Here is a 24,881-nt window from a genome sequence, read left to right as displayed (position 1 = left end):
ATATCAAGTGTTCTCTGATTCATAAAAACCTTTGTACATAGAGCTTCTTTCAAAACTCGGTTAGCTTTGAAAGAAGCTTTTCAAAGAAAAAACTATTTCTTTATATCTGATAGAAATAGTTTTTTTTGTTACATCTAAGGGTTGCCATTTCAAAACTTTCTCAGTTTTGAAATAGCTTCCATAATCACTGTTGCAAACAGACCATCCTGTTTATTATAGTCAAATAATCTATTTGACTATTTCCGATTGTACGTGTTTCTGATATAAAGTATCAGCTGATACTTTATATCAGAAACGTAAATTAAGGGAGTATATTTAATCCGCCCAGCTGCCTATTTCAATTTCTTCACGGATACGCTGCCAGCTTTCATAGCGTTCTTCATGAATCCGTTTTTCGGAAACAGCTTTAAGAATGCTGCAGCCGGATTCATGTTCATGAGTACATGAAAGCCCCCAGGTGCAGCTTCCCACCAGGTCTTCCATTTCCCTGAAGTATAAGGCCAAATCCTTTGCGGGAATATCATGCAGAATGAACCGTCTGATTCCCGGTGTATCGATAACCGAAGCGGCGGAAATGCTTTCTCCGATCCTGATCAGCCTGCCCTTTGTTGTGGTATGGGTTCCCCTCCCGTATTTTTCGGAAAGAACATTTGTCCGGAGATCAAGGTTTTTATCGAGCGCGTTGAGGAGGCTCGACTTTCCCACTCCGGACTGCCCCACAAAGGCCGACAGTTTTCCGGCAAGGACTGAAGCGAGTTCCGGTATATGGTCACCGGTTTTTGCCGAAGCCGTCATAATCCGGTAACCCAGCCGTCCCCAGTCAGAAAGCCGGTCTTCCATCCCGGCAGGAAAGCCCAGATCACTTTTATTTACCAGTATGAGGGGAACAATATGCTCCGCGTCAGCCTGGATAAGGACACGGTCTACAAACCGGGGCCGGAACGGAGGTTCATCAGGCGTAATGACAATTACGAGCAGGTCAAGATTCGCCGCCAAAAGCTGCGGAGCCTTTCCTTTCTGGTTCCAGCGGACAAAGCCGTTTTCCCTCGGAAGCAGGGACAGGATAAGACCTCGGACGCTGTCCTGTTCATCAGGTTCAATAAGCACCCTGTCGCCCGGCGCAAGAGGATTATAATATCCTTTTGATTCCTTTAGTATTTTCCCTTTTATGGGACACAGCCTGACCGTTCCGTCGGCGGTTTCAACTTCAAACTGGTTGTTTGTGCCGCACAGCACCAGTCCCTCTGTCAAATACTGCCTCCCCAGGCGAGACCGGCCCGTCCGGCGCATTCACGGTAATAGGCTTCAATCTGCCCGGAAATGGTACCGGTGTGGTAAAACATACTTTCTGTCTGTGTTCCGGGTTTCGGAGGCACAATCCGCAGGGCCTGCTGGATAACACCGTCCCTCGAATCAACCACTGATACTCCAGGCCCCGCGGCCTTTTCAATTTCCTCATGGACATGCAGGAAATGGGTGCAGGCAAGCACAATAGTATCGGTTCCCTCATCGAGGATTTTTTTTACGGCAGGCAAAACCGCCGCATATTTTTCTTCCGCGGAAGCTGTTATCAGTCCCGTTTCAATACGGAAAATAAGGTCGGTTTCGCCCATTTTTACTATTTCATATCCTGAGGCATGGTTCCGTATGAGTTCTTCAGTATAGGGATCATTTATGGTACGTTCGGTCGCCATAAGTCCTATTTTTCTGTTTTCCGATATTTCGGCAGCCCTTTTTATTGCCGGGACAGTCCCGATAAAGGGTATGGAAAACCGCTTTCTGAGAACATCAAGGGCCGCCACCGAAATTGTATTGCAGGCAATAATAACTGCCTCAGGCGAAAACTGCCCGATAATGATATCCGCGGCTTCGGAGGCATAACTGATAACCTCTTCCCTTGTTTTGTTTCCGTAAGGAAAATGCCTGCTGTCCGCAAGATACACACAGGAAACCTCCGGTGCACTGGCTTTAAGCTGGATATAATAAGGGAGACCGCCGAGCCCCGAATCAAAGAATGCGTACTGGTACTTCTTTTTTTCAGATAAATTCATATATTCGAAATAGTAACCTCTTATGAGTTAAACAGGCTGTCAAATGCAGACCGGGCGTCTGACGCTTTTTTTGAAGCGTCCGTTTCATTTTTCCCCCCGTGGTCCGTGCGGAATGAGGGTTCAAGCTGAAACTGGTCGCAAAAATTTGCCCTTTCCTTATCGCTGACAAGTTCGTCCGGACGTTCGGCGCAGTCATGATATGAACCGGGCGAATAAAACCGGCAGTTTTTGCAGCAGCGTATATCAGCCCCGCAGGAGGAACATGTCATGCTCCGTCCGATGGGATTTTCATACAGTATTGCTTTTTTGCATTTCCAGCACATAGCTACCTGCCCTGTTATTATCCATATCAGCAAAATTGTGCCGACTCCAATAAAACGGACGGACCGATGTTCTCGAATACCGGATTTTTGCCGGCCTCAATTCCGGAGACAGTTTTAATAATATTTCATATTGAAACTGTTATATATATCATAACCTATTTGACCAAAAACGCGCAATGGCCTACAGTATAGGATATGTTCAGTACAGACGAGAGAATTCCCAGGGAAAAACTGGTCGAAATGCTCAAAACAGAAAAAAAACTCTTCGGTATTGATTTTTCCGATATAGATATTCATTCCTTTGATCTTTCCGAAAAGATTTTTATAGGCTGCCGTTTTTCCCGTTCAATTTTTACGAATACCGTACTTGACCGCAGTAAAATCAGGATGTGTTTTTTTGATTTTGCCCATTTTTCAAACTGTTCGTTCGTACATCTCGATATGCAGTTTTCGTGTTTTTCCGGCGTGCATATAAATGATTCCACGTTTGAAAATTCGGATCTGCTGCATAATAATTTTAACGGCCTTTTATCGGGAAACACCATTTTTAATGATTCCGACTTATATAACTCCCGTTTTATTATGGCTACCTTAAAAGATACTTCATTTGAGAATTGCAATGTACAGAAGACCATGTTCATCCAGACAATCAGGGAACGAGTTTCTTTTAAGTATTCAAACACGCGGGAAGCCATTTTCGGCAAGGGAGAAAATCCGGAATGAAAATTTATTTCCATTATTCGGCTCCGGGCTTTTCAAACGGATATATTATAGGAAATGAGGAAACAGGGAAGGCCATTATTATTGATCCCGGTATTATGGACAGCACCCTGCTGAATCATATAGAACAAAACCGTTTTCTGCTTGACGCTGTTCTTATTACACACAGTCATGAAAACCATTTCCGCGGGCTGAAGACACTGCTCAAAATTTATGCGCCGAAAGTATATGCCGCCGATACGGAACTGAGCGGACAGAAAACGGTCCTGCTGCAGGGCGACGGCTCCTTCGAGGCCGCTGATTTTACTATTATGTACTATGCCGTTCCCGGGCACTCTCCCGATTCCGTTTTGTATCAGATCGGAAATGTTGTTTTTACCGGAGATTCCATTACAGCAGGGCTGCTCGGGGATACGAATAATATATATGGAAAGAAAAATCTGCTGAATAATCTGCAGAACAAGCTGTTCAAACAGTCAAAGGAGCTGTTTCTCTTTCCGGGACACGGACCGCCCACAACGCTGGAGGCGGAACGGCTTTTTAACTTTGAACTGATACAGTCCAGCCTTTCCGATATTGTAGAGGCAAACAGAACTTTTCAGCTTTTTGACACGGAACAGTATTAGACTGTTTTTACTGGCTGTAAAAAAGTCCGACCCGGCCTCCTGCGAGGCCCCAGTGGTTAAAGACATAATCATTTATTATTGTAGCGGCCGTAACCAGGTCAGATGCACGGGTATTGCCGATATATTGTCCGATCGAGGCATCCCCACCGCTCTGAAGAAAGCGGTTCAGCACGGAACCAGAAAAATACGGTCCTACTCTTTCAAGGGACTGCTGCATTAAATACCCCATGAATTCATTTTTCAGCAGATAGGTGTCATCCGTATCATATCCAAGGGTGGGAACAAGTTCAAAGTAGTTTTTTATAAATCTGACCGCACGTTCATCGGTTTCCGCATATACGGTGTCCACCGTTGAGCGAAAATTTTCATCAATAAAATAAATACCGTGAAACCCTTCATGGGCCATAAAGTTATATCTGAGATAGAGGGGAGATTCCCTGGATATGGAAAGAACGGCCCCGTTTCCCGGGACATATCCGCCGTTTTCGCTGCGGATAACGCCTTCCTGCAGGAGAATGGTTTTAAGTTCCGTTTCTTCTCTATTCAATTCAAGTCCGGCCAGGCGGGCGGTCTCAAAAAAATCCGCAAGACTTTCCGCCCGGTAATCATGGGCATTAAAACCGTGCAGACTTTTCAGCTCGTTATCGGTAAGCAGCCTGCCCCGGTAACCTTTTTTTCTATGAAAAAAGCAAGGCGTTTAAAATATCTGCTCTGGGTCGCATACGTATCCGTATCTACAATAAGAACTGAGGGAAACCTGTCCCAGGAAAAAACCTCCCTGTCGGAACGCCGCCATAAGTGCCCTGGCCATTCCACAATCATGTGCGGGTCGGCCGAAACCGGCGACAGAGGATCATCGGGCAAAGATGCCGGCAGTTTTTTCCGGGAAACATACATTCCCGCGAGGTTTTCATATCCGGAAAGTGCGGAAATCACGGCGGGCCCATTTCCCAGCACCGAAGCCGGAACCGTTGTGGTATAGGCCGCAGGACTTTTTCTGAATCCGAAAATCCGCTCTCCGTCCGTAAAGACAATGCGGCCCTGATCAAGCCGGCTTCCAAGGGTTTCTTCCGCCGGCGAAAAAGAAAGATGCAGCAGGCTGTCTTCGGCAAGAATAACGGAAGGAGGATTAAGGGAACCCATGCCCGGCAGCGCGGCAAAATCAGCCATACCGCCCTCGGTTCCGAAACCGAACCAGGCGGTCCCGTTTTCACTCTTCCAGCCGGTCTCATCCCGGCGAAAACCTGCTGAGAGAATCTCGAGCCGGGAATTTGCGCCGCCGCTCAGCTGAACGGCAAAACCGCAGATTTCCGCGCCGGTATGTTCGAGGCCAGGTATGTTCATGCGGAGCGAAACAGTCCCTTCCGCGTTTTGTACCGCTGAAAGGTCCCGTGGCGCCGGATCAGCGCTCAGCTTTCCGTTTCCGGAAATATCATCAGCAGTGACAAAAGCGAGCGTTACAGTGACCGGCCCGCCGGAGGAAATCCGTACGCTTACCTCAAGGGCCTGCGGCCGGTCAGAAACACCGGTCCCCATAAAAGGCGCGTCCGTTTCATTGAACAAAAACCAGGCCGATGAAAAGGCCCCGGTAAGGATGCCTTTTTCCGCTTCGCTGCTGAGGGTTTTCAGGGAAAGAATCTGTCCGTCAATACCTGAAAAAGGGACTGCTGAAAGGGAATTCCCGCAGCCCGGCAGGCATAACACAACCAACGGTAAAAAGAGAAAGAGGAAAATATGCGTTTTTTTCTCACAGGGCGACAATACTCCTGACTATCAGTTTGGCAATTTCATATTTCCGGGCGGGCGGGAGCTCGGAATCGGGACGCAGGAAACTCTCGAACCATCCCGCAAAACCGTCAGGGAGGGTCGTCAGAGAAGCAACCTGGTTCTGGTATCCCCTGTGCGACGGCTCAAACTGGCCGTTTTCCATAAACAGGACTGCGCAGGCATACTTAATAAAGTATGCCGCAGAAATCATATTGTTGAAAGGGTCATCCTGCATAATTGACGCGCCAAAATCCAGCAGATAATGTTCCATTGAAGACTGGTAAAACGAACGCATTCTCACCCAGAAAACATCCGGAAGCATTTCAAGCCGCGAAAGCTGCTCTTTCAGCCAGCCGGTCCGTTCAAAAAACGGCTGGCTGTTCACAAGCCTGTAAAAAACATAGGTCCCGTTGCCGCGTATTTTCCATAAATCCGAGCCCGAATGCAAAGCGATTGAAGTCAGTTCATCAATCCGCGCGGCCGGCTTGTATTCTATACGGACCGGTATTTCCCCGACAAGAAAACGGTCTTTCATTCCGGTCGGAGAGGTTTCAAACACATTGTGAGGCGGATAGGCAAGAATCCTTTCATCAGTATCGGGAACCGTTTCGTGATAATAAACATCCAGAATAATGGCAAAATAGGGATCAAGCATATCGGCGGCAGCTGTTTCATTCAGACAGATCGCTTCTATAGAATCCCATGCGGAAATAATAGATACAAATTTTTCAGTCAGTTCGCGAACCTTTGGTTTTATGTTATATTTCATAGTCTGATATTTTATCATATACTGGAATAAATTTGGGAAAAAAATGACGGAAAATTGCACTTATAACTTCAAATCCTTCTTTCTCCACGGAAATCAGACCTCCGGACTTGAAAATGAGCAGCGTTTTCTGCGGAGAATTTTTCACCGCAGAAAAAAAAATGCGGACCTGCCGTTTAATTTTCTGCCCCCTTTCTGCCTGTTTGAAAACTGCCGTATTTCAGGCGAAATACCGGTTATAGGAGTCCCGGAAGAAAAAGACGGATGGATTGTCCGGCCTATTTCAGGTGTCGAAGGACAAGCCGGAAAACTGCCTGCTTTTCCGGGTTATCCGCCGCTTCCCGGACCGCCCTGCTTTATTCTGGGTTATGCGGGAGACGCGGCAGGTCAGGTAATCGGCGAATTCCGGGGTCATTGTGAAGACGGACAGCCTTTTTCAATACGGATATGGTATACGGCGGACCTGTCGGTTTCCGTTACATGGGAACATGGCTCTGCTTATTCGGTATTGTACAGTATTGGCCCGGAAAAATGGCATAAGGCGGACCGGGATTAACCGGATACTATATACGGAAGAATTATCATTGCGGCCGGCACAACATGGCTGTATAATACATAATGTATCCGGCAGGGGTAAAACAATATTTAGCGGGATCGTTACGGTTTTTCAATCCCGCAGAGAGCAGGCAATATGTTCAAACCAAACGAAAGCAAAAGCGCGGAATCATGGAAGATAATCCGGGACGGATTTGCAAAAAAAATGGGGAACACGGATAAATATGTTATTGCCTACGGATATTTCATGAAACCGGGGATATTTTCCCAGAATATCTACCGTTATATAATCGGGTTTTCCGAAGCCGACAGGGAATTGGTAATTATACCGCTGGATGAGGATGATAATCCTGCTGATGCGCTGGTCCTTAAAAAGGATGACATTATTTCAGCAAAATTCGGCCTTCAGGGAAATGTAAAAATAAAAGCCTCCGGTTTGCAAAAGGAATTGTCATTTTTCGTTCCGGGATATTCCACGGAAACTCTGGAATCTTCATATATGCTTCCGATTCTGCAGGAAGATGAGGCTGCACAGTTTAAAAAATTCATTAAAGAAAATTTCAATTGATACTCAATTTTGTTTTTTCAGTATCTGTGCATCCAGCCTATCACCCTGCCCTCGATTCTGAGCTGGTTCATATCGGAGCCGGAAAGAGTCCTCGGCTCATACAGGGAATTTTCACTGATTATCTGCACGCTGGAGCCTGAAGGATCAAACTGAAGGCGCTTCACCAGAAGCTGGGTCCCTATTGAAATAACATAGATGCCGTCGCCGCGGCGTTCTCCGGGCACAAAAAAAACAACATCACGGTCATTGAGACCAATATCAACCATGGAATCTCCGTGAACCTCAAGCGCCCTGACCTTTTCCGGTTTATGGGGTCCAATAAAGGAACGCAGTACAGGCAGACGGAAAACATCCGGATTGTGTTCGATCTCAACTCCCCGGCCCGCGGAAGCCTCCTGGTCAATAAAATCAATATACGCGACAGGACCGTCTTCCCCGGGTAAATTCGCGGAAGTCCGGCCCGCAGGATCGCCGGTAAGGAGCCAGTTGATATCAACTCCGTACACAGAGGCCAGCCGCACAAGGACTTCCCGGGAAGGATCACGCTTGCCCAGCTCTATGTCGCCCGACACAACCGGGTGAATCCCCAGGGATTCCGCAAAGGCTTTTTTTGAAAGACCGGCGTTAAAGCGTACCGAAGCATAGCGTCCTGAAATGGAATTCATATCCAGCGAATTTTGCATGTATTCCCCTTGACATATAAGCATTTTGCTTATATTATAAGTATAACAGTTATACATTATTCTGTCTAGAGGAATTTCTGCTGTTTGAATAAATGGTATTTCTCAGGGATGAAAGGCAAGAATTATGACATTGGAAACAGGTTTTCCCTCACCGGCTCACGGCTACGAGGCAGCTCAAATTGATTTGAATGCGCTGCTTATACATAACACTTCCGCAACCTATTTTATGAGGATGACGGGTCATCATCTTGAGAGCGATGGCGTATTTGAAGATGATTTGCTGATTGTAGACCGGTCCCGCCCCCCGGGCCCGGCTGCCTTGTGGTATTCAGAAATGATGACATATTCACCTGTGCCAAACTGGTCAGAAACGGGAATGAGTATGCCCTCCTGAATGATCAGCAGGAACTTCCTGTTGATGATATGACTGAAATTTTCGGGACCGTTTCAGGGATTGTGAGGAAATTATGATTTTTCATGTTGACGCGAACAGTTTTTACGCTGCCTGCGAGCAGATATTCAGGCCCGACCTGACCGGGAAACCGGTTATTGTTCTTACAAATAATGACTGCATTATTATTTCCCTGAACAGGGAAGCAAAGGAATTGGGGCTCAGGCGGGGCGACGTTTACAGGGACATAGCGGAAAAGTGCAGCAGAAACGGCGTCAATGTATTCAGTTCCAATTATACCCTGTACGCCGATATAAGCACCCGCATTATAGGAATCTATAACAGGCTCTGTCCGGAAGTTGAAGTATATTCCATTGACGAGGCTTTTCTGTATTTTCCTGACTGGAACCATATGGATTTTACCGGAATCGCGCAGCGGATAAAAAATACAGTTCTCAGGGAAACAGGCGTATCGGTTTCCATAGGAATAGCTCCTTCCAGAACCCTGGCAAAATTCTGCAACGGGCTGGCGAAAAAGAACAGCGGGATACTTTCCTGTGATGAGATTGATATGGATGCGGAACTCGCCGGCTGTCCTGTAAGTCATGTCTGGGGAGTAGGACGGTCAAAAGCCGCTCTGTTAAAACGGCACCGTATTGTTACTGCTCTCGACCTGAAACAGTATCCGCTCCATCTCGCAAAGAAATATCTGACCATTACGGGGATGAAAACAGTACAGGAATTAAACGGCATCCCCGCCTTTGATCAGTCCCGGTATGAATCCCGGCAGAGTATCGGCACATCAAAATCATTCTCCGAACCGCTCGGTGATATTGAAAGCATAAAGGAAGCCCTTGCCTCATATACGCAGGAAGCGGTCGGACGGCTTCGCAGACAGGAAGGCGCGGCCCGGTTTGTTTCGGTTTTTCTTGTAACCAGTTCAGATAATACCGGCGTACCCCGGAGCTGCGGACAGTTTTCAGCCACGCTTGGAAAAGCGACGTCCTATCTGCCTGAAATACTGGGGACCGCGGTAAAACTTCTTGAAACCATATTCACCCCGGGCTGCAGATATCGAAAGGTAATGGTATGTCTCTTCGGAATCGAAAATGACACAATTATCCAGCCGGACTTATTTGAAGATAATGCAATGCAAAAGAGGAAACAGGCTGTTATGAAATGTTTTGATACCATAAATGGGCGGTACGGGCGGAACATGCTGCATCTGGGGTATACTGTCCCGGAACGGAGGCCCTGGAACATGAGCCGCAAATTTCTTTCGCCGGCCTATACAACAAACATACGGGACATTCCAAAAGTATATTAACTGCCCCGTCCGCCGTGAAATTCATCAGCATTATTGTAAACAATCGCAAAAAAGCAAAAACCGTGTAGTGTTGGCAGGTATATTGATATATACTGTACACTATGGATATACATATACGGCCGGCAGTAGAAGAAAATGATTTTGCAGCTATGCAGAAAATTTTCCGGGAGGTTATCCGGAATGGTGACTCCTATGTTTTTTATGCGGATACCCCAGAGGAGGATGCGCGGGAATACTGGTTTGGACAGGGGGTGCGTTCATTTGTTGCGGAAGACAGTTCGGGCATTCTCGGAATGTATAAACTGATTCAGAACCAGAGGGACCGCGGGTCTCACGTTGCAAACGCATCTTTTATGATCCACCAGAAACACCGGGCAAGGGGGCTGGGAACCCTCCTCGGAAAACACAGTCTTGCGGAAGCGAAAAAAAGCGGATTCCTTGCCATGCAGTTTAATTTTGTCATTTCAGCCAATATCCCCGCAGTCCGCCTGTGGGAAAAGCTGGGGTTTTTCATAGCAGGAACACTTCCGAAGGCCTTTCGCCATGAAAAGCTTGGCTTAACGGATGTGTACGTAATGTACCGCCTGCTGGATGATATATGATAATCCGGAAACTTCCGGGGAGGAACCTGTAATGGTAGACACCGAACGATTTAACGGCTTCAGCGGACTGTATGAGCAAATGAGGCCTCACCCGCCCGAAACAATCTGCAGAATCCTTTTAAATTATCTGAATGCCGGAGAAATCGATAAGATAGTTGATATCGGATGCGGCACCGGACTTTCCACAAAGATATGGCTGAACTATGCCCGGAATACTGTGGGAGTTGAACCGAACAGGGAGATGCTGGAAGAAGCAAAAAAAAATGTTCCGGGCGCCCTGTTCCTGAATGAGTCGTCCTATGATACCAGGCTGGACTCCGGTACAGCAGATATAGTGACCTGCTCGCAGTCCTTCCACTGGATGGAGCCTGTTCAGACACTGAAGGAAGTAAACAGAATTCTGAAACCTGAGGGGGTCTTCGCGGTGTATGACTGTTTATGGCCTCCTTCGGTAAGCGCTGCGGCGGAAACGGCGTATAGAGAATTATTCCGGGCTGTAGCCGGCCTTGAAGAAAAATATCGGTCAGTTCTCCCGGAAGTGAGACGGTGGCCGAAAAAAGACCATTTCGCGTCTATTCAGAACAGCGGTTATTTTTCTTACTGCACGGAAGTATTTACCGGCAATCCTGAAAAATGCGACAGCGCAAGATTTACCGGACTTGCTCTCTCACAGGGTTCGCTTCAGGCTCTTTTGAAAAAAAATATCCCCGGGATACAGGAACATATTGAAATGTTCAAAACCGCGGTACAGGAAGCCATAAAAGAAGAAAAAGATATGTACATAAGTTACCGGATTATTGCCGGAATAAAGACTTCTGAAAATTTTTCATTACGTGAATAATAAGGCAAAACGTAAGATATTCGGAGGATAGCATGAAAACAGGAAAATTGCTTGTCCTTTTTTTCATGATCCTGATCGGGTTTCAGTTGACTGCGGCAGAACCTGATGATGAAACACTGAAGCAGGAAGAAATCCGGACAACTGAAACTTCTCAGAAAAAACCAAAAACGCCGTCATTCAGGGGGCTTGTGGGCATAACCCTGATGCCCGCAGCCTTTTGGGGATCGGGACAGTTTGTAAGACCGACCGGCTATAGCGGGGGACTTAATTTTGACCTCGACCCGAATGCCTTTACGACATATGAAGGAGGGTTCTGGCATAAATCCGGTTTTCAGCTCGGAGTCAGCGCTGACGTTGACAATAATATTGTGGGCAAGCTGGACAAACTGATCGGCTTTTTGGGATTCAAAAATTTCATGCTCAGGGTGTCCGGCGGAAAAATTACCGGGACCGCCACCTAGAACGGTCCCGCAGTTGCCGGACAGCCGGCTTCGGCACGGGTTGACACGAAATACCGGAGCGTGGAACTTCTTTATTTATACAAACCGGAAATGTATCTCGGCATTTCTTACACCGGATATTCCCTTCCCCTGGAAATTCAGAGCCTGACACGAAACCGGTATGGAAACGTTATTATAGCGAATATGGTATATGACCCCGAAGCTGACTTCAAAAGCTACGGCTTTGCCTTCGGCTGGGACACCTTTAACATTGAAATGCTCAATGTAAACAAGGAAGGTTTCGGGTTCTGGATTTTCACCCAGGATACCTTTTCCGCCGGGACCCTGGAATACAGCAGCGAAGGGATCAGACGCCTGAAGGCAGCGAATCCGGGACTCTCGCTCAAAAGCCAGAAATATTATTTTACCCTTGCGATCCAGTATGATATTACGCTTGGTATTATGTGGCATAAAAATATCGGACCGGTGCGTATCGGGCTCGGCGCAGGTTATAATTTCTCGGGAAGAATGGTTGCCGAAATAACAGGGGCGGCGGAAACATCAAGCGATATGATTCCCTCGACTATACCCTATCTGTTTCATCACGGTCCCGTTATAAAGGCGTCATTTTCGTTGTAGATATTTTTTCCCGGCAAAAACCAGCGTGTATCCGCGGACGTCAGGCGACATGTTATCGAACCTTTATTCTATGATCGTACACGTGCCCGGACTTCCGGTCGGCGGACCATGTTGGTTAAGGGTGTTTTTAAATTGATATAAAACAAATGATACGGAGGTAAAACTTGAAAAACATACTGTATATAATATTTATTTTGATATTTTCTGCCCCAGTATTTTCATTGGGAGGAGAGGAAGGCTTTTCACTTGATTATATTAAACTTCATAAGGAAGTTACTTACAATAATGATGTCTATTATATTGGCGTAGAAGCAACAGGATTTCATGAAAAAGCATATTTTGTTAATATCTTTCTTAATGAATGCATTATTGATGAAAATAACTATATTATTTCAGGAAATCTAATTTATGATTTCTATATTGAAAACAAATTTAATGAATATGGACAGGAAATAAATAATTATACTGATATTTCCATTGATTTTGAAAAGCAAGAGTTGATTATCGAGTTTGATGATGGTTCTATACAAATAGAAAATATAGAAGTTTATTAAAATAATAATTTTAAAATCGGATTATAGTGGATATTTAGAGAAAAAATTTCTTCAGCTCTCACTTTGTTCGGACAACATCACAAAACCGCATCACTTTATATGCAATTGTGTCTGAATTGATTGCAAAATATTATAAAATATGTAAAGTGTAAATCATGGACAAGAAGCAGACGCTATCGGATTTTGAAACAAGTAACGGAAGCATGTTAAAGACTTATATTGAAAAGGCAATCGAAAATGATTATTGTATTAACAACATAGCATTTGAAAATGAAGAACTTTCTGAAGTTGATGCTTCAGGTATTGAATTTGAAAATGTACAATTCATTAAATGCGATCTCAAAAAATGTGACTTTTCCCGGTCACGATTTTATGATGTTGATTTTGAAAATTGTAATATTTCTTTATCAAATTTTTCTAAAACATTCTGGAAAAAAGTAAAAATAGCCGAAAGCAATGCAGCTGGAGCACAGTTTATTGATAGTTTAATAAAGGAAACAAAAATTACAAACAGCATTTTTGATTATAGCAACTTTGCGAATTCGGCTTTTACCAATTGTGTTTTTGACAATTGCAAATTCAATGAAAGTTATTTTTCAGAATCAAAGATTAAAAAGTTACAACTAAAGAAAGTAACGTTCATTGGAACAGACTTTTTTAAAACCTCATTGAGAGGGATTGACCTTTCTGATTGTATAATAGATGGTATAAAAATATCGGCTGATTTTTTTGAATTAAAAGGCTCAAAAATTAATTCTCAACAAGCGCTTGAGCTTGTTAAAGTTTTTGATATTGAAATTGTATAATAAAAGTTAGAAAATAATATAAATTAATGGATGTCCGGAAAAATCTATTTCTGCTTTCGTATTGTGATATAATAATAACCAAAAGGGGCGTAAAAATGAGCGCAGATCACGGCGAGATAGCAATGCAAAAACCAATCAGTGAATACGCCCGATACATTAAAAATCTGATACCCGCAAACATACCCGGGACGTATTCGCTGAAACCCATGTTTAAAACCATTGCAGGCGAAGAAAAAATACGAAACGGCGTTATTGCGTTCAGGGATTTCCTATATGTATTCTGCGACCGCTTAATCTCGGACGGACACTTGTACGCCAAACCGCAAAAAACAAAAAATCCGGCAAACTATCCTTTTTTACATGATGTTAATCACCTGTTAATTGACATAGGCTATTATGGCAAACCGGCTGAAAACGACGGTTCATTATTGATAACTGAAATACCATCATTTACTGACCCAAAGCCTAAAATCTCCGCGTCCAGGCAGACTGAATGTCTGCGCTTTTTAGCTCTCTGCGGTTTTGTTTTTACCGGCATTGATTTGGAAGCTAGGACGCGTACTATTTCGGAAGTACAGCCGGCAGAAATATCGTATCCGGACAATCCCATCCTGCTGACGGGGTTAATAGCCCTGTCGGTTTCAGCTAAAGAACTGTGGGTGAGATTTTATAATAACGCTGATAATCTTTTCCGGTGCGACTACAGGGTACTGAAAGCGGAAGATACGGACATACTTGATATGTTAAAAGATTTTCTATATCCCTTACCTGAAAAACTTCAAAAGTTCGCCCTGGAATTACACCGGCGCTATACAGATATGGGAATGACCTGCATAACCATCAATGATGACGCAGTGCATTTTGCGTATTCATATATAAAGAACAGCAGGCGGACCTTATCAACCCGGGATATATACCAGCAAAGGGTATGGGAGTTTTCTCTATCCATGAAATATGGTTATTGTTTGGTTGTAAGATCTAAAAAAACAGACAAATATATGGATATTATTAAAACATTCCCTTTGCCTTTACGGGATAAGATTATCCGGGGATATGGCTGTGACAGGAAGCTGCGCAATGAACCCTGCCAGGGCGGATGCCAGGGAATCCGAATACCTTTGGATGACTCAATACTACCTATCAGCCGGGATATTGAAATATGGCTTGATAATGAGATGCCGGATTCATTAAGAAAATAAGTATTATCTGCAAATGTGCAAACGGTATATACCAGCGTATATCCGAGGACGTTAAGCAAAATACAATTTTGAGTTGGTTGAAAAATAATTGAGGAAATACATGGAATTTCGATATGCAACTATAAATGATATTAATAAAATGAATGAATTATTTTATGAACTTGATACAGATGCAATAGAAACGCAGCCTGAACATTTTCAACGGAGTGGAAGAACTGATGAATATTTTTATGGTATTATAAATGATATTAAATCTGATTTTTTGCTTCTAATTGTTGAAGATAAAATTATAGGATTTTCACTATGTATTGAAAAGAAATTAAAGGATTAAGTCTGTTAATTCCATGTAAATATACCTATATTCAGGATTTCATAATAACAAGGAAATATAGAAATAAAGGATACGGCACTAAATTATTTGAAAAATCAAAACAATGGGCAAAAGAACATAATACAAAATATATAAGATTATCAGTAATTCCTGAAAATAATACAGGTAAAATATTTTATGAAAAAAACGGAATGGAAGAACAAATGATAACAATGGAGTGTCCAGTTGATTAGATTAATTGTATATAATTATTGAAATAAAATTGTACTTCGCCTGACAGGTCCGTATATGCTTCGCCGCCCGGTTAGCGGATTACAATGTCATATACAGCCGGGAGGATACACACAAAAAGGCAAAAATTGGTGTATAGTGCAGATTCGGGTACACATACACCATGAAAAAAACAGATATATGCCGGCGTCCGGTATAAATATCAAGCTTTGTTATCAGGACAGCCGTCCGAAGGAATATCACTGAAAAGTTCGTCCCGGGCAGGGCGGAGCGTCGGGTCCAGTTCAGCGGCCCGGTTTATTTCCCGGCGGGCAGCGTCTATTTCTCCCAGCAGGTACAAGCCGGACCCCAGAGTATAGCGGACAAAGGCTTCCTGTCCTGGAAAAACACCCAGGAGTTTTTCCAGGACAGGAAGCTGCTCCCGGATGTCATTCCGGACTTTTCCGGAAAGAGAGCCTTCAGATTCCCGGACACTGTAAAAAATAATACTGTATGCCCGGTATAGCCGGAGCCGGTTATGTTCCGGCGCCAGAATCAGTCCCTGGCTGATATAAAAATCCGCGTAATACGGAGCCGTGCTGTTAAGCCAGCGGCGGCTTTTATCGGCAAGAAATTCCGGATCATCCTTTCTGACGTCCCATTCCCGGTATTCGGAAAGGTATTCCCTGATAACGGTATCCGTGTTTTCCCGTATATTATATGTCAGGAGCTTTTCTCTGACTTCGGGACTGAAGGTATTGTAGGGAACCAGCTGAAGGAATATCACGGGAAGGGAACCGGTAAAGATTTCCTGTTCAGTATCCATAAGCCGGCGGTACTGGGCAAAAGCTTCATCCAGCTCTCCCCGGCTGAGAGGTGCCAGTATAGTTTTTATTTCCGCCGTGTAATTCTCAAGCGCGGCGTCAGCCTTCGCCCTGCTTTTCCGGACTTCTTCAAGCCAGGCGTAATAGGGGCCAAACCATTCCTGAAAGATGCCGCTGCCATCCCCTGTATCTTCCAGTATTGAGGCAAAGTCCTCAGGCCCGCCCATACGATAGGCCAGGCCTGATCCTGAAAAGGCCCCATAAGTGCTGTCCCGGAGAAGAAAGCTCTTAAGCGTTTCCAGCAAGGGCCGTTTCTTTTCTCCTATATCATACAGAACGTAGCTGACAATATAGAATAGTTCTGCCTGCATGTCGGCATTTTCCGCCGCGGCGGCAAGCTCGGCCAGACGGCAAAACATATCCGCAGGTTCCCGGTCAGCCGGAGCGTTTTCCGTGCCGCAGAAATAATTCCACACCCGGCCGCCCGCCCGGCAGGCCAGCTTGTTCAGAGGAGCGGATGTCTCTGTCTCAGAATCATATACCTTATCAATCCAAAAGGAATTGACCGGATTGGCCTCTGCGCAATCTTTTGACGGATCATCATGAATCCAGGCATTTTTTGATTCCGCCAATTGTCTGAAAAAATCAGGATAGGCTTTAAAGTCAGGATGCTCTTCGGATCAAAAAGATAGAGATAGTTATATTTCAGGAGAATGGGGAAAACCCTCATGAGGGTGAATGAAGTATCCCATGAATCATGAAACCGGTAAGTATTGTAAATAAGATCCAGTTTTTCCGTATCCTGAATATTACACTGGTCTATAAACCGGACGGCCATCTCGGCGAATCCTTCAACATCATACATGGACATGGAACGCCCCCCACTTTTCATGGTAACACGGCTTGTGTATTTGGAAAAGAGAGTTTGGGGAAACCTTAAATCACGATTGCAGAAAAACGCCCGGTATTACAGTGACAGAAGTCCTAGCCCGGAAAATACCGCGGGCACGGAAAGCGGACTCTTTCCATGCCTTACGGATTCATATTTTACATAATAACAGAAGTATATAGTCAGATAATTTGAATTAAAAGACTATATACTTAAAAATCCGCGAATCTGCGGCCAAAGTCTTTGCATTCCTCTCCGGATGGGGCATCATTCACGATAAGCCCCTCCTCAAAAGGAATTGCGCCGTCCTTCTTTACCCGGTCAGTCCAGTCGCGCATCCACTGCCCGTCGCCCCAGCCATAGGACCCGAAAAGGCCTACTTTTTTTCCCGCAAGAGAAGATTCAACTGAAGCGAAGTACGGCTCGAACTCACTCTCTTCAAGAACTTCATCGCCCATAGACGGACAGCCAAAAAGCAGTTTCCCGTATTCATTCAGATCAAGAGATCCTGCCGAGGATACCTCAAACAATAAGGCCTCGCCTCCTTTTTCTTTCAGGCTGGTTTCAATAAACCGCGCCATAGATTCGGTATTGCCTGTTCCGCTCCAGTATATAATCGCAGTCTTGTCCATATTTTCACCTCCGGACGTAAATATAATGATGTAAACCGTTTTCACATTTTCCGGGGAAAACGGTTCTTATTGAAAACTAATAAACTGATGCAGACTGCCCCCGTTTTCAATAAACTTGGACAGCGCATTGCCGCATTCACGGAATTCCCTGAACAGGCTTTCCGCTTTTCCGACATCACCGTAGACCTTCCACTGGCCCCTGCATTTATAATTATAGCCCCGGTACTTCATAAAACCTTCAACATCTTCCCTGGGATACCCGAGAAAAAAACCGATCTCATGGGGAAAGGATTCTTCATGGCATATTCTGTTCCGCAAAAAAGACAGCACTTCTTTCAGTTCCTCTTTTACAGGATATCCGAGTGTTTCAAGGGCTGCTGAAACGACAGGGTCCCGGAGCGAGGCCGAAAGCAGAGATGGATTGTAATAAAAAACCAGAATGCGTTCCGGATATCTGACAAATATTTCCGCGGCAATGTCCCGGCGTTCCTGTTCTGATACAAGAATAAATTCCTCCGCCGCTGCCGGAGGCAGTGAAAACAGGGAAGCAGGTTTTTTTTTCAGCAGTACCGGGCCGCAGTGCCGGGCAACAGTTTTTTCAGCATGACTGATCATTGCAGTTCCTTGTGTTAGCATTTGCTAACTTATATTGTAAAAAAAATTAGAATTTAAAGGGGCATGGTCTTGAACTCAATAAGTTAGCCGCTTCTAACTTATTGAGAATACTATAATAATTATATTTATGTCAACAGAAGAACTTGACTGAAATTAATCTAAAAAACAGCCGTCCGGAATAGTTATGCTTATTTCCTGGGATTCTTTTCCTCCGCTGACTGCGGCTTATCCTTTTTTTTGTTTTTCCTGATCCCGCAGATAAAGCGGAGGCCGGGGATTCTGCTCAGGACAAGTTCAAACAGGATAAGATAAGCTGTATATGAAAGAATAATCGCCGCGGCATAAAGGATATACTGATTCACCGGAAGCCGTATCAGATAATACATAATCAGGCTCAGAATAAGATAATGAAACATATACAGCCCGAAAGATCTTTTTGACGCATAGTTGAGAAAGGAATTCGAAAAATTGAGATATTTCGAGGCCAGGCCTGTAAAAAACATCACCAGCGAGTATTCCGCTGTTCCCCTGAAAAAAGCCAGAACGAGTTCATACACATATTCATCCGAACTGTATAATGACATAAAGATATCCATAGATTCGCCGGCATAGCTGAAAAAGATAAAAGCCGGGGCGGCAAGGCAGGCCGCTGTTAGAAAAAACGCACGGTTTCGCCATATTGCGTTCACAATGCTGCCGTTCTCCGCAATAATATAACCGAGAATAAAAAAGCTGAAATACACGGTGAGATTTGCCCAGTCGGCGTAAAGATTCTGAAATCCGGGAAAAAACGGACGGAACAGCATTTCAAAGATAATAAAAACTGCCACGGGATAATGATATTTCTGCCCCTTGCCAGGAAAGCGCCTATTGTGGAAAAAATCTGCATCTTATCTTTTAAAATGACACGAAGCAAAACAAGAACAAGTGAATATACAAAAAGGTATGCCAGAAACCAGAAATGCCCCCAGCCCAGATACTTTCCAAAACCTAGAAAAAACTCAGGATAGAAGGAAAACAGAGAGCCGCTGTATCCGTACGTATTGCGGGCAAGCAGGTAGGCTGACGGCGGACAAAGGAACAGAATTCCGAACAGGGCCGGAACCAGCAGTTTTTTGCACCGTTCAATAAGATATTCCCTGTTTGTACGCTTTCGCAGCGCATACCATGTGGATATTCCTGATACAAAAAAAAGTATACGCATAAACCAGAGATTGAAAAAAAGCGACTGAATGAAAAAAAACAATGACCGGTCCGCTTCAGGGTATATACATAGGCGTCGCCTATATGTGAAAAAGTAATGGCGCTGTGGTGGGGGACCAGAAGGGCGACAGCAATAACACGAAGCCAGTCAAGATAATATTCCCTTTGTTTGTTTTCCTGTATTTGCATTGATATGTACCTCCACTTTCAGTTTTCTGTATATAGTTTCTTTTTCGAATAAAACGAACGAATCATTCATTCGTTTTATTGTCGGGTTTCGATCATCCGGCTCATGAACATCAGCTACATTTTATAGGCCCGAATCAGGGATTCAAGGCAAAATGATTTCGCAAGTTCATCAGGAATATCATCCCGCGGTTCAAATGAAGTGTATTTTATATCAATACCCCACCAGGTCATTGCTTCCACAATAAATAAAACACAGAGATCAGGGGACGCTGTTTTCCTGATATGCCTGCGCTCAATATATATATCAATATATTGGCGCATGAGGCCAAAAAAAGTATGTCTGTAATCTTTATAGGTATTAAAAAGGTCCCGGAAAACTGACGGATTGTTTTCCAGAATCATCAGGCCGGCTCCGTACTGATGAATCATATCAAACGCGTCGGTAAGCATTTGCCTGAAAGGATAGTTTTTCGCCATTGACTTGAGCGGCCGGGCAAAGATACGGTTTTTCTCCCTGAAAAAATCTTTTATTTCTTTGTCGAGGCCGGTAAACAGGTCATCGGAAATCGGAAAGGAAAAATCGCTGTTTATATATTCCGGGTCCAATACGCATTTTAATACAAAGCCGAGAATGGCTTTTTTCCCTGAAAAAAGATCATAAAGGGAGCCGACAGAAATCCCGCATGCCCTGACAATATGACTCACCTGGGTCTGCGCATATCCCGGTTTTATAAAAAGGCGGCTTGAAGCGTTAAGTATTTTCCCCAGTCTTTCATCTGTCATTTTTCTTCCTTCAATAAAGCGAACGAATGATTCGTTCGATTTATATAATAAGTCCGCTCATCAAAATTGTCAATAGTTTTTTCAGATAAAATATGCGGGGTATTTATCAGAGAGAATCAGGTTTTTATAAACCGTTTCCGTACAAAAACCGGAGAAAAAAAATGTCCGGAGAAAGGCCGGACCAGTATCCGGCAAATCCCGCGGACAACTTCATGTTTTCGTATAAAAACACGCGGAAGATTTATCCGGAGGAAGAGCGCTGCGCCGGCACTCCTCTTTCCGGATATAGATAAGACAAAAACTATTTCATGGCTTCGGAAACCGCTACTGCAACGGAAACGGAGGCGCCTACCATTGGATTATTCCCCATACCGATGAGGCCCATCATTTCTACGTGGGCCGGAACGGAGGAAGATCCGGCAAACTGGGCGTCGGAATGCATGCGGCCCATAGTATCGGTCATTCCATAGGAAGCCGGGCCGGCCGCCATATTGTCCGGATGCAGGGTGCGTCCCGTACCGCCGCCTGAGGCAACTGAAAAATACTTTTTGTCCTGTTCGACGCATTCCTTTTTGTAGGTCCCGGCGACAGGATGCTGGAAGCGGGTCGGATTTGTCGAATTTCCGGTGATGGAAACATCAACGCCTTCCCTGTGCATGATGGAAACGCCTTCGCGGACGTCGTCGGCCCCGTAACAGCGGACCGCGGCGCGGTCGCCGTCGGAATACTTGTATTCCTTAACGACTTTAAGCTCACCCGTGAAATAGTCGAATTTTGTCTGCACATAGGTAAAACCGTTAATACGGCTTATGATCTGCGCCGCGTCTTTTCCGAGGCCGTTCAGAATTACCCTGAGCGGGGTACTGCGGGCACGGTTAGCGCTTTTCGCAATCCCGATCGCGCCTTCGGCGGCCGCAAAGGATTCGTGACCGGCAAGGAAGGCGAAACACTTGGTTTCATCGGAAAGAAGCATCGCTGCGAGATTTCCGTGACCGATACCTACTTTGCGGTCATCGGCGACAGAACCGGGAATGCAGAAAGATTGCAGGCCCTCGCCGAGCGTTTTTGCGATTTCAACAGGATTGCTGTCACCCTTCTTGATTGCAATTGCGGCGCCCACGACATAGGCCCACTTTGCGTTTTCAAAACAGATAGGCTGAATGTCTTCAACTATTTTATATACATCAACGCCTTTGTCAGTACAAACGGTCCTGGCTTCCTCAACAGAATTAATGCCATACTTTTTAAGGAGCGGAAGTATCTGGTCAATTCTGCGTTCATAGCTTTCAAATAATGCCATCGTAATACCTCCTATTCCTCGCGGGGGTCAAGCAGTTTGACTGCCCCCGCTTCTTCTGTTGTGCGGCCGTAACTCCCTCTTGCTTTTGCCATTGCGTCCTGGGGAGAATCGCCTTTTTTAATGAAATCCATCATTTTTCCGAAATTGATGAATTTATAGCCGATAATCGCGTCATCCTTATCGACCGCAATTTCCTCAACATAGCCTTCGGCCATTTCAAGGTAGCGGGGACCCGTTTTGAGCGTCGCGAACATGGTGCCGACCTGGCTTCTGAGTCCCTTGCCGAGATCTTCAAGCGACGCGCCGACAACAAGGCCGCCTTCGGAAAAAGCAGACTGGGTGCGTCCGTAGACGATCTGGAGAAAAAGCTCTCTCATTGCGGTATTGATTGCGTCACACACCAGATCGGTGTTCAGGGCTTCCAGCACTGTTTTGCCGATGAGTATCTCGGAGGCCATTGCAGCCGAGTGGGTCATGCCCGAACAGCCGATGGTTTCAACCAGCGCTTCCTGAATAATACCGTCCTTTACGTTAAGCGTAAGTTTGCACGCACCCTGCTGGGGAGCGCACCACCCCACGCCGTGCGTAAAACCGGAGATGTCCTTGACTTCCCTGGCCTGGACCCACTTCCCTTCTTCGGGGATCGGAGCGGGACCGTGATTCGCGGCCTTGGCAAGCGGACACATGTGTTCTACTTCTGCCGAATAAATCATTCTTTTTCTCCTTAAAAAAATATCAAAAAAACCGGCCTCAACGCGGACGGTTCTGTTTTTCCGGGTCAAAGTATATACAATCAGATGGTAAATTTCCAGTAGAAAAAGATATATGAGGTGTTTTTCACATCTTTTTATATCCGGGCACGGCCTGTCCGCCGGATTCGGGCTGTCCCGCATCCGGCAGTTATGGCTAAAGGTACTGGCTTACTGTTCCAGGCAAACGACACGGAAGCCGATACTGTCGTCTTTAGTTGTCGGATAATCGGTGTTCCGGTTATCCAAATTACAGCTGGGAGATGAAGCACTAAAATATGCTCCGCCCCGGTAAATATGTTCGCTGCCGGAGGCTTCTCCTTTTGGATCAACCAGAAGCCCCGAGCCATAGGCGCTGAGAGAACTCAGGTCCCAGCACCATTCTTCCACATTTCCGGTCATATCATACAATCCAAGTTCATTCGCGTACTTTTGGCTTACATCATGTATTGTGTTTTGCGCATTTCCGGAATACCAGGCGTAGTCATCCAGACTGTTTGTACCGGTGGAACCTGCAAACTCTTTGCTGTATCCGGTTGTATTTTCCGCGCCATCATTTCCACTATCGGCGCCCATGGCGGCCCACATCCATTCCATTTCGGTCGGCAGGCGGTAACCGTCCGCGTCCCAGTCGGCCGTAACGGCGTCCCAGTCGGCGTCATTCTGGATAGAATCGGAAGGCAAAGGCAGCCAATCGTCAGGATCGGTCGAGTTTTTTATGGTATACACAGGGGTCTTATTCTCAAGCAAACTCAGTCTGTTGCAGAATCTAAGGGTATCATACCAGCTCACCTGTTCAACCGGGGCATTCTCAATCTTGACCAAACTGGGATTGGTCCCCTGCCCCATGACTGCTTCCCACTGTTTCTGGGTTACTTCGGTTTTTCCCATTCTGAAAGAGCTGGTAATCCGGGTGATGTTTTCAGAAGCGGAATCGCGCTGGAAACTGCCTGCGGGGACAGTTACCAGACCGAGATATTCACGGGTAATTGTCAGGGTATATGTCTTTTGTGAAACCTGTCCGGCCCGTATTGTTATTGCGGTCTGCCCTTCTTCGAGAGTGATGGTATACATATTATTGGAGCCTTCAATTTCATTGAAATATACGGAATCAGAAGAATCAGCGGGAGAAGCGGAAATTATAAGGGTCGAAACATCGGCGGGTATGGTCAGGGTATAGTCCGTCAATTCAGAATTAAAGGCCGGCGTATATGCATAAGACGTGGTGGAACCCAAAACGGTCAGATTTCCGAGGAGTCCGCCGGAGGAGGTCCCGCTGATGTTAATATCAATCCAATAGGTATTTATGTATCCATCTGCGGACGTCAGTTTTATGTAGACCGTTCCATCGGAGGGACTCACAGTCTGTCCGGGTTCATAGATAACGGTGGTGTCTGTCTTTTCAGGGGTTCCTGACACCAGGATTCCGTTCACGCCGGAAGGCACGGTTATTGTATAGCGGGTTATATAGGGATCAAACGGAGGAACAAGCGTAAAAGAATCCCCCGAACTGCCCACCGCGGAAGCTTCAAGAGCAGTAAGGCGGGGCGCATCAGGAGAAATATATTTTTCCATTTTCAGGCTTACCAGGTTTGTTCCCTGCATAACGGTAAACAGTCCTGTTTCCGCGGAATAGGAGTCCTGGGTTATTTCGTCCCATATTGAAGCATATATCATGATACGGTCGCCGGCCTCAACGCCGTCGATGGTAACGGACATTGTTGTTTTTCCCGCCGGCCAGGTATAGGTATATTCCTTAAACCGCTCGGCGTTCCCCTGTCCGTCCCAGAGCACGCTTATGAACAGGGTATAATCATATTCCGCGGGGTCCACCGCCCTGCCCGACAGGTCCCGTACAAGGCCCTCGGGCAGATCAATATTCATCTCCATAGAATTGCCGCGGGGCGGAGGGAGCAATCCCGAACAGGACGCGGCCATTATAACAAGCATTATGGCTGAAAGAAGCGAAATTCCCGGAATAATCTTTTTGAACGGATTTATCATATTCATACTGTACCCCCCGGCCGGCGCCGGAAACAAGTATTGTTTAGCCAAATAATTCAGATTATTCGGCTATTTCCGATTGTACGTGTTTCTGATATAACGAACCAGCTGATTCTTTATATCAGAAATGTAACTTAAAGGAGTATAACCGGAAAAATCAATTCCCGGCAATCAAGATTGTGCCATAAAACCATAGTGTATGCAAGAAAGGATTTCCGCCGGTCTTTTTAATTATAGCACATATATGACTGATTTTCCCGCATTCAGTGAAAAAAAATACACAGCTGCTTTCGC

Annotated in this window: 30 protein-coding genes and 1 pseudogene; 15 read left to right on the top strand and 16 right to left on the bottom strand. The window is 45.3% G+C overall.

The window, feature by feature from the left end; genetic code table 11:
* Positions 1-315: 315 nt before the first annotated feature.
* Genes rsgA through K7I13_RS14150 form a run of 3 tightly spaced genes read right to left on the bottom strand, consistent with a single transcriptional unit; the run spans position 316 to position 2,374 of the window.
* The gene (gene rsgA, locus K7I13_RS14160; RefSeq protein ID WP_439647448.1) at positions 316-1,290 is read right to left on the bottom strand and encodes a ribosome small subunit-dependent GTPase A; all 975 of its coding nucleotides are present in this window, start codon (positions 1,288-1,290) and stop codon (positions 316-318) included.
* Entirely contained in the window at positions 1,248-2,051 is an 804-nt protein-coding gene (gene murI / locus K7I13_RS14155) for a glutamate racemase (RefSeq protein ID WP_255946697.1), read from the bottom strand. Before murI ends, rsgA begins: the two co-directional genes overlap by 43 nt.
* A gap of 20 nt (positions 2,052-2,071) precedes the next feature.
* Positions 2,072-2,374 carry a hypothetical protein gene (locus tag K7I13_RS14150; RefSeq protein ID WP_255946695.1) on the bottom strand — a complete coding sequence of 101 codons (303 nt, stop codon included), beginning with the start codon at positions 2,372-2,374 and terminating at the stop codon, positions 2,072-2,074.
* A gap of 195 nt (positions 2,375-2,569) precedes the next feature.
* On the opposite strand from K7I13_RS14150, the gene K7I13_RS14145 reads away from it, so the two are divergent.
* Positions 2,570-3,097, top strand: a complete 528-nt coding sequence (locus tag K7I13_RS14145; RefSeq protein ID WP_255946693.1) for a pentapeptide repeat-containing protein — start codon at positions 2,570-2,572, stop codon at positions 3,095-3,097.
* Positions 3,094-3,720, top strand: coding sequence for an MBL fold metallo-hydrolase (locus K7I13_RS14140; protein WP_255946691.1), 627 nt, complete (start codon positions 3,094-3,096; stop codon positions 3,718-3,720). The genes K7I13_RS14145 and K7I13_RS14140 overlap by 4 nt, the downstream gene beginning before the upstream one ends.
* 7 nt (positions 3,721-3,727) lie before the next feature.
* On the opposite strand, the gene K7I13_RS14135 is transcribed toward K7I13_RS14140, so the two are convergent.
* From K7I13_RS14135 to K7I13_RS14125, 3 genes are all read right to left on the bottom strand, one after another.
* Positions 3,728-4,267, bottom strand: a complete 540-nt coding sequence (locus tag K7I13_RS14135) for a hypothetical protein (RefSeq protein ID WP_255946689.1) — start codon at positions 4,265-4,267, stop codon at positions 3,728-3,730.
* Positions 4,268-4,353: 86 nt separating this feature from the next.
* Positions 4,354-5,481 carry a hypothetical protein gene (locus K7I13_RS14130; RefSeq protein ID WP_255946687.1) on the bottom strand — a complete coding sequence of 376 codons (1,128 nt, stop codon included), beginning with the start codon at positions 5,479-5,481 and terminating at the stop codon, positions 4,354-4,356.
* Positions 5,468-6,256: a DUF4037 domain-containing protein gene (locus tag K7I13_RS14125; RefSeq protein ID WP_255946685.1), complete on the bottom strand. Its 789-nt coding sequence runs from the start codon at positions 6,254-6,256 to the stop codon at positions 5,468-5,470. The genes K7I13_RS14130 and K7I13_RS14125 overlap by 14 nt, the downstream gene beginning before the upstream one ends.
* Before the next feature lie 43 nt (positions 6,257-6,299).
* On the opposite strand from K7I13_RS14125, the gene K7I13_RS14120 reads away from it, so the two are divergent.
* A complete protein-coding gene (locus K7I13_RS14120; RefSeq protein ID WP_255946683.1) occupies positions 6,300-6,809 on the top strand; it encodes a hypothetical protein in 510 nt (169 codons plus the stop codon).
* A gap of 135 nt (positions 6,810-6,944) precedes the next feature.
* Complete coding sequence (locus K7I13_RS14115; RefSeq protein ID WP_255946682.1) at positions 6,945-7,376, top strand: hypothetical protein; 432 nt, start codon at positions 6,945-6,947, stop codon at positions 7,374-7,376.
* Between the two features lie 17 nt (positions 7,377-7,393).
* On the opposite strand, the gene K7I13_RS14110 is transcribed toward K7I13_RS14115, so the two are convergent.
* Positions 7,394-8,059 carry an XRE family transcriptional regulator gene (locus tag K7I13_RS14110; protein WP_255946681.1) on the bottom strand — a complete coding sequence of 222 codons (666 nt, stop codon included), beginning with the start codon at positions 8,057-8,059 and terminating at the stop codon, positions 7,394-7,396.
* 321 nt (positions 8,060-8,380) lie between these two features.
* On the opposite strand from K7I13_RS14110, the gene K7I13_RS14105 reads away from it, so the two are divergent.
* The 11 genes from K7I13_RS14105 to K7I13_RS15790 all read left to right on the top strand — a co-directional run bounded on the left by K7I13_RS14105 (position 8,381) and on the right by K7I13_RS15790 (position 15,422).
* Positions 8,381-8,530 carry a hypothetical protein gene (locus K7I13_RS14105; RefSeq protein ID WP_255946680.1) on the top strand — a complete coding sequence of 50 codons (150 nt, stop codon included), beginning with the start codon at positions 8,381-8,383 and terminating at the stop codon, positions 8,528-8,530.
* Entirely contained in the window at positions 8,527-9,777 is a 1,251-nt protein-coding gene (locus K7I13_RS14100) for a Y-family DNA polymerase (RefSeq protein WP_255946679.1), read from the top strand. Before K7I13_RS14105 ends, K7I13_RS14100 begins: the two co-directional genes overlap by 4 nt.
* A 149-nt stretch (positions 9,778-9,926) precedes the next feature.
* Positions 9,927-10,379 carry a GNAT family N-acetyltransferase gene (locus K7I13_RS14095; protein ID WP_255946678.1) on the top strand — a complete coding sequence of 151 codons (453 nt, stop codon included), beginning with the start codon at positions 9,927-9,929 and terminating at the stop codon, positions 10,377-10,379.
* Between the two features lie 31 nt (positions 10,380-10,410).
* A complete protein-coding gene (locus K7I13_RS14090; RefSeq protein WP_255946677.1) occupies positions 10,411-11,220 on the top strand; it encodes a class I SAM-dependent methyltransferase in 810 nt (269 codons plus the stop codon).
* A gap of 32 nt (positions 11,221-11,252) precedes the next feature.
* Entirely contained in the window at positions 11,253-11,681 is a 429-nt protein-coding gene (locus K7I13_RS14085) for a hypothetical protein (protein WP_255946676.1), read from the top strand.
* A gap of 60 nt (positions 11,682-11,741) precedes the next feature.
* Complete coding sequence (locus K7I13_RS14080; protein WP_255946675.1) at positions 11,742-12,299, top strand: hypothetical protein; 558 nt, start codon at positions 11,742-11,744, stop codon at positions 12,297-12,299.
* A gap of 164 nt (positions 12,300-12,463) precedes the next feature.
* Positions 12,464-12,853: a hypothetical protein gene (locus K7I13_RS14075; RefSeq protein WP_255946674.1), complete on the top strand. Its 390-nt coding sequence runs from the start codon at positions 12,464-12,466 to the stop codon at positions 12,851-12,853.
* A gap of 155 nt (positions 12,854-13,008) precedes the next feature.
* Positions 13,009-13,659, top strand: a complete 651-nt coding sequence (locus K7I13_RS14070; RefSeq protein WP_255946673.1) for a pentapeptide repeat-containing protein — start codon at positions 13,009-13,011, stop codon at positions 13,657-13,659.
* 95 nt (positions 13,660-13,754) lie between these two features.
* Complete coding sequence (locus K7I13_RS14065; RefSeq protein ID WP_255946672.1) at positions 13,755-14,858, top strand: hypothetical protein; 1,104 nt, start codon at positions 13,755-13,757, stop codon at positions 14,856-14,858.
* Positions 14,859-14,958: 100 nt separating this feature from the next.
* Positions 14,959-15,189, top strand: coding sequence for a hypothetical protein (locus tag K7I13_RS14060; RefSeq protein WP_255946670.1), 231 nt, complete (start codon positions 14,959-14,961; stop codon positions 15,187-15,189).
* Positions 15,177-15,422: a GNAT family N-acetyltransferase gene (locus tag K7I13_RS15790; protein WP_369413764.1), complete on the top strand. Its 246-nt coding sequence runs from the start codon at positions 15,177-15,179 to the stop codon at positions 15,420-15,422. Before K7I13_RS14060 ends, K7I13_RS15790 begins: the two co-directional genes overlap by 13 nt.
* Positions 15,423-15,622: 200 nt before the next feature.
* Here the strand turns inward: K7I13_RS15790 and K7I13_RS14055 are convergent, their stop codons facing one another.
* From K7I13_RS14055 to K7I13_RS14015, 9 genes and pseudogenes are all read right to left on the bottom strand, one after another.
* Positions 15,623-16,855, bottom strand: a complete 1,233-nt coding sequence (locus K7I13_RS14055; protein ID WP_255946669.1) for a hypothetical protein — start codon at positions 16,853-16,855, stop codon at positions 15,623-15,625.
* Positions 16,856-17,324: 469 nt separating this feature from the next.
* Positions 17,325-17,744 (bottom strand): flavodoxin, encoded by a 420-nt coding sequence (locus K7I13_RS14050; RefSeq protein WP_255946668.1) that lies wholly within the window; start codon positions 17,742-17,744, stop codon positions 17,325-17,327.
* Between the two features lie 66 nt (positions 17,745-17,810).
* The gene (locus K7I13_RS14045) at positions 17,811-18,359 is read right to left on the bottom strand and encodes a DUF3793 family protein (RefSeq protein WP_255946667.1); all 549 of its coding nucleotides are present in this window, start codon (positions 18,357-18,359) and stop codon (positions 17,811-17,813) included.
* 188 nt (positions 18,360-18,547) lie between these two features.
* Complete coding sequence (locus K7I13_RS14040; RefSeq protein ID WP_255949394.1) at positions 18,548-19,189, bottom strand: acyltransferase family protein; 642 nt, start codon at positions 19,187-19,189, stop codon at positions 18,548-18,550.
* 113 nt (positions 19,190-19,302) lie between these two features.
* Positions 19,303-19,563: pseudogene (locus K7I13_RS14035) on the bottom strand (acyltransferase family protein); the annotation flags it as partial.
* Between the two features lie 302 nt (positions 19,564-19,865).
* Positions 19,866-20,534, bottom strand: coding sequence for a TetR/AcrR family transcriptional regulator (locus K7I13_RS14030; RefSeq protein ID WP_255946666.1), 669 nt, complete (start codon positions 20,532-20,534; stop codon positions 19,866-19,868).
* 301 nt (positions 20,535-20,835) lie between these two features.
* The gene (locus tag K7I13_RS14025; protein WP_255946665.1) at positions 20,836-21,834 is read right to left on the bottom strand and encodes a GGGtGRT protein; all 999 of its coding nucleotides are present in this window, start codon (positions 21,832-21,834) and stop codon (positions 20,836-20,838) included.
* Positions 21,835-21,845: 11 nt separating this feature from the next.
* The gene (locus K7I13_RS14020; protein WP_255946664.1) at positions 21,846-22,547 is read right to left on the bottom strand and encodes an iron-sulfur cluster assembly scaffold protein; all 702 of its coding nucleotides are present in this window, start codon (positions 22,545-22,547) and stop codon (positions 21,846-21,848) included.
* A 207-nt stretch (positions 22,548-22,754) separates the two neighbouring features.
* Positions 22,755-24,593 (bottom strand): SUMF1/EgtB/PvdO family nonheme iron enzyme, encoded by a 1,839-nt coding sequence (locus K7I13_RS14015; protein WP_255946662.1) that lies wholly within the window; start codon positions 24,591-24,593, stop codon positions 22,755-22,757.
* Positions 24,594-24,881: the final 288 nt, after the last annotated feature.

The organism is Brucepastera parasyntrophica, assembly GCF_022376835.1.
Lineage (GTDB): Bacteria > Spirochaetota > Spirochaetia > Treponematales > Treponemataceae > Brucepastera > Brucepastera parasyntrophica.
The sequence above is the reverse complement of the archived record's forward strand: the minus strand, read 5'-3'. Positions and strand labels throughout refer to the sequence as shown.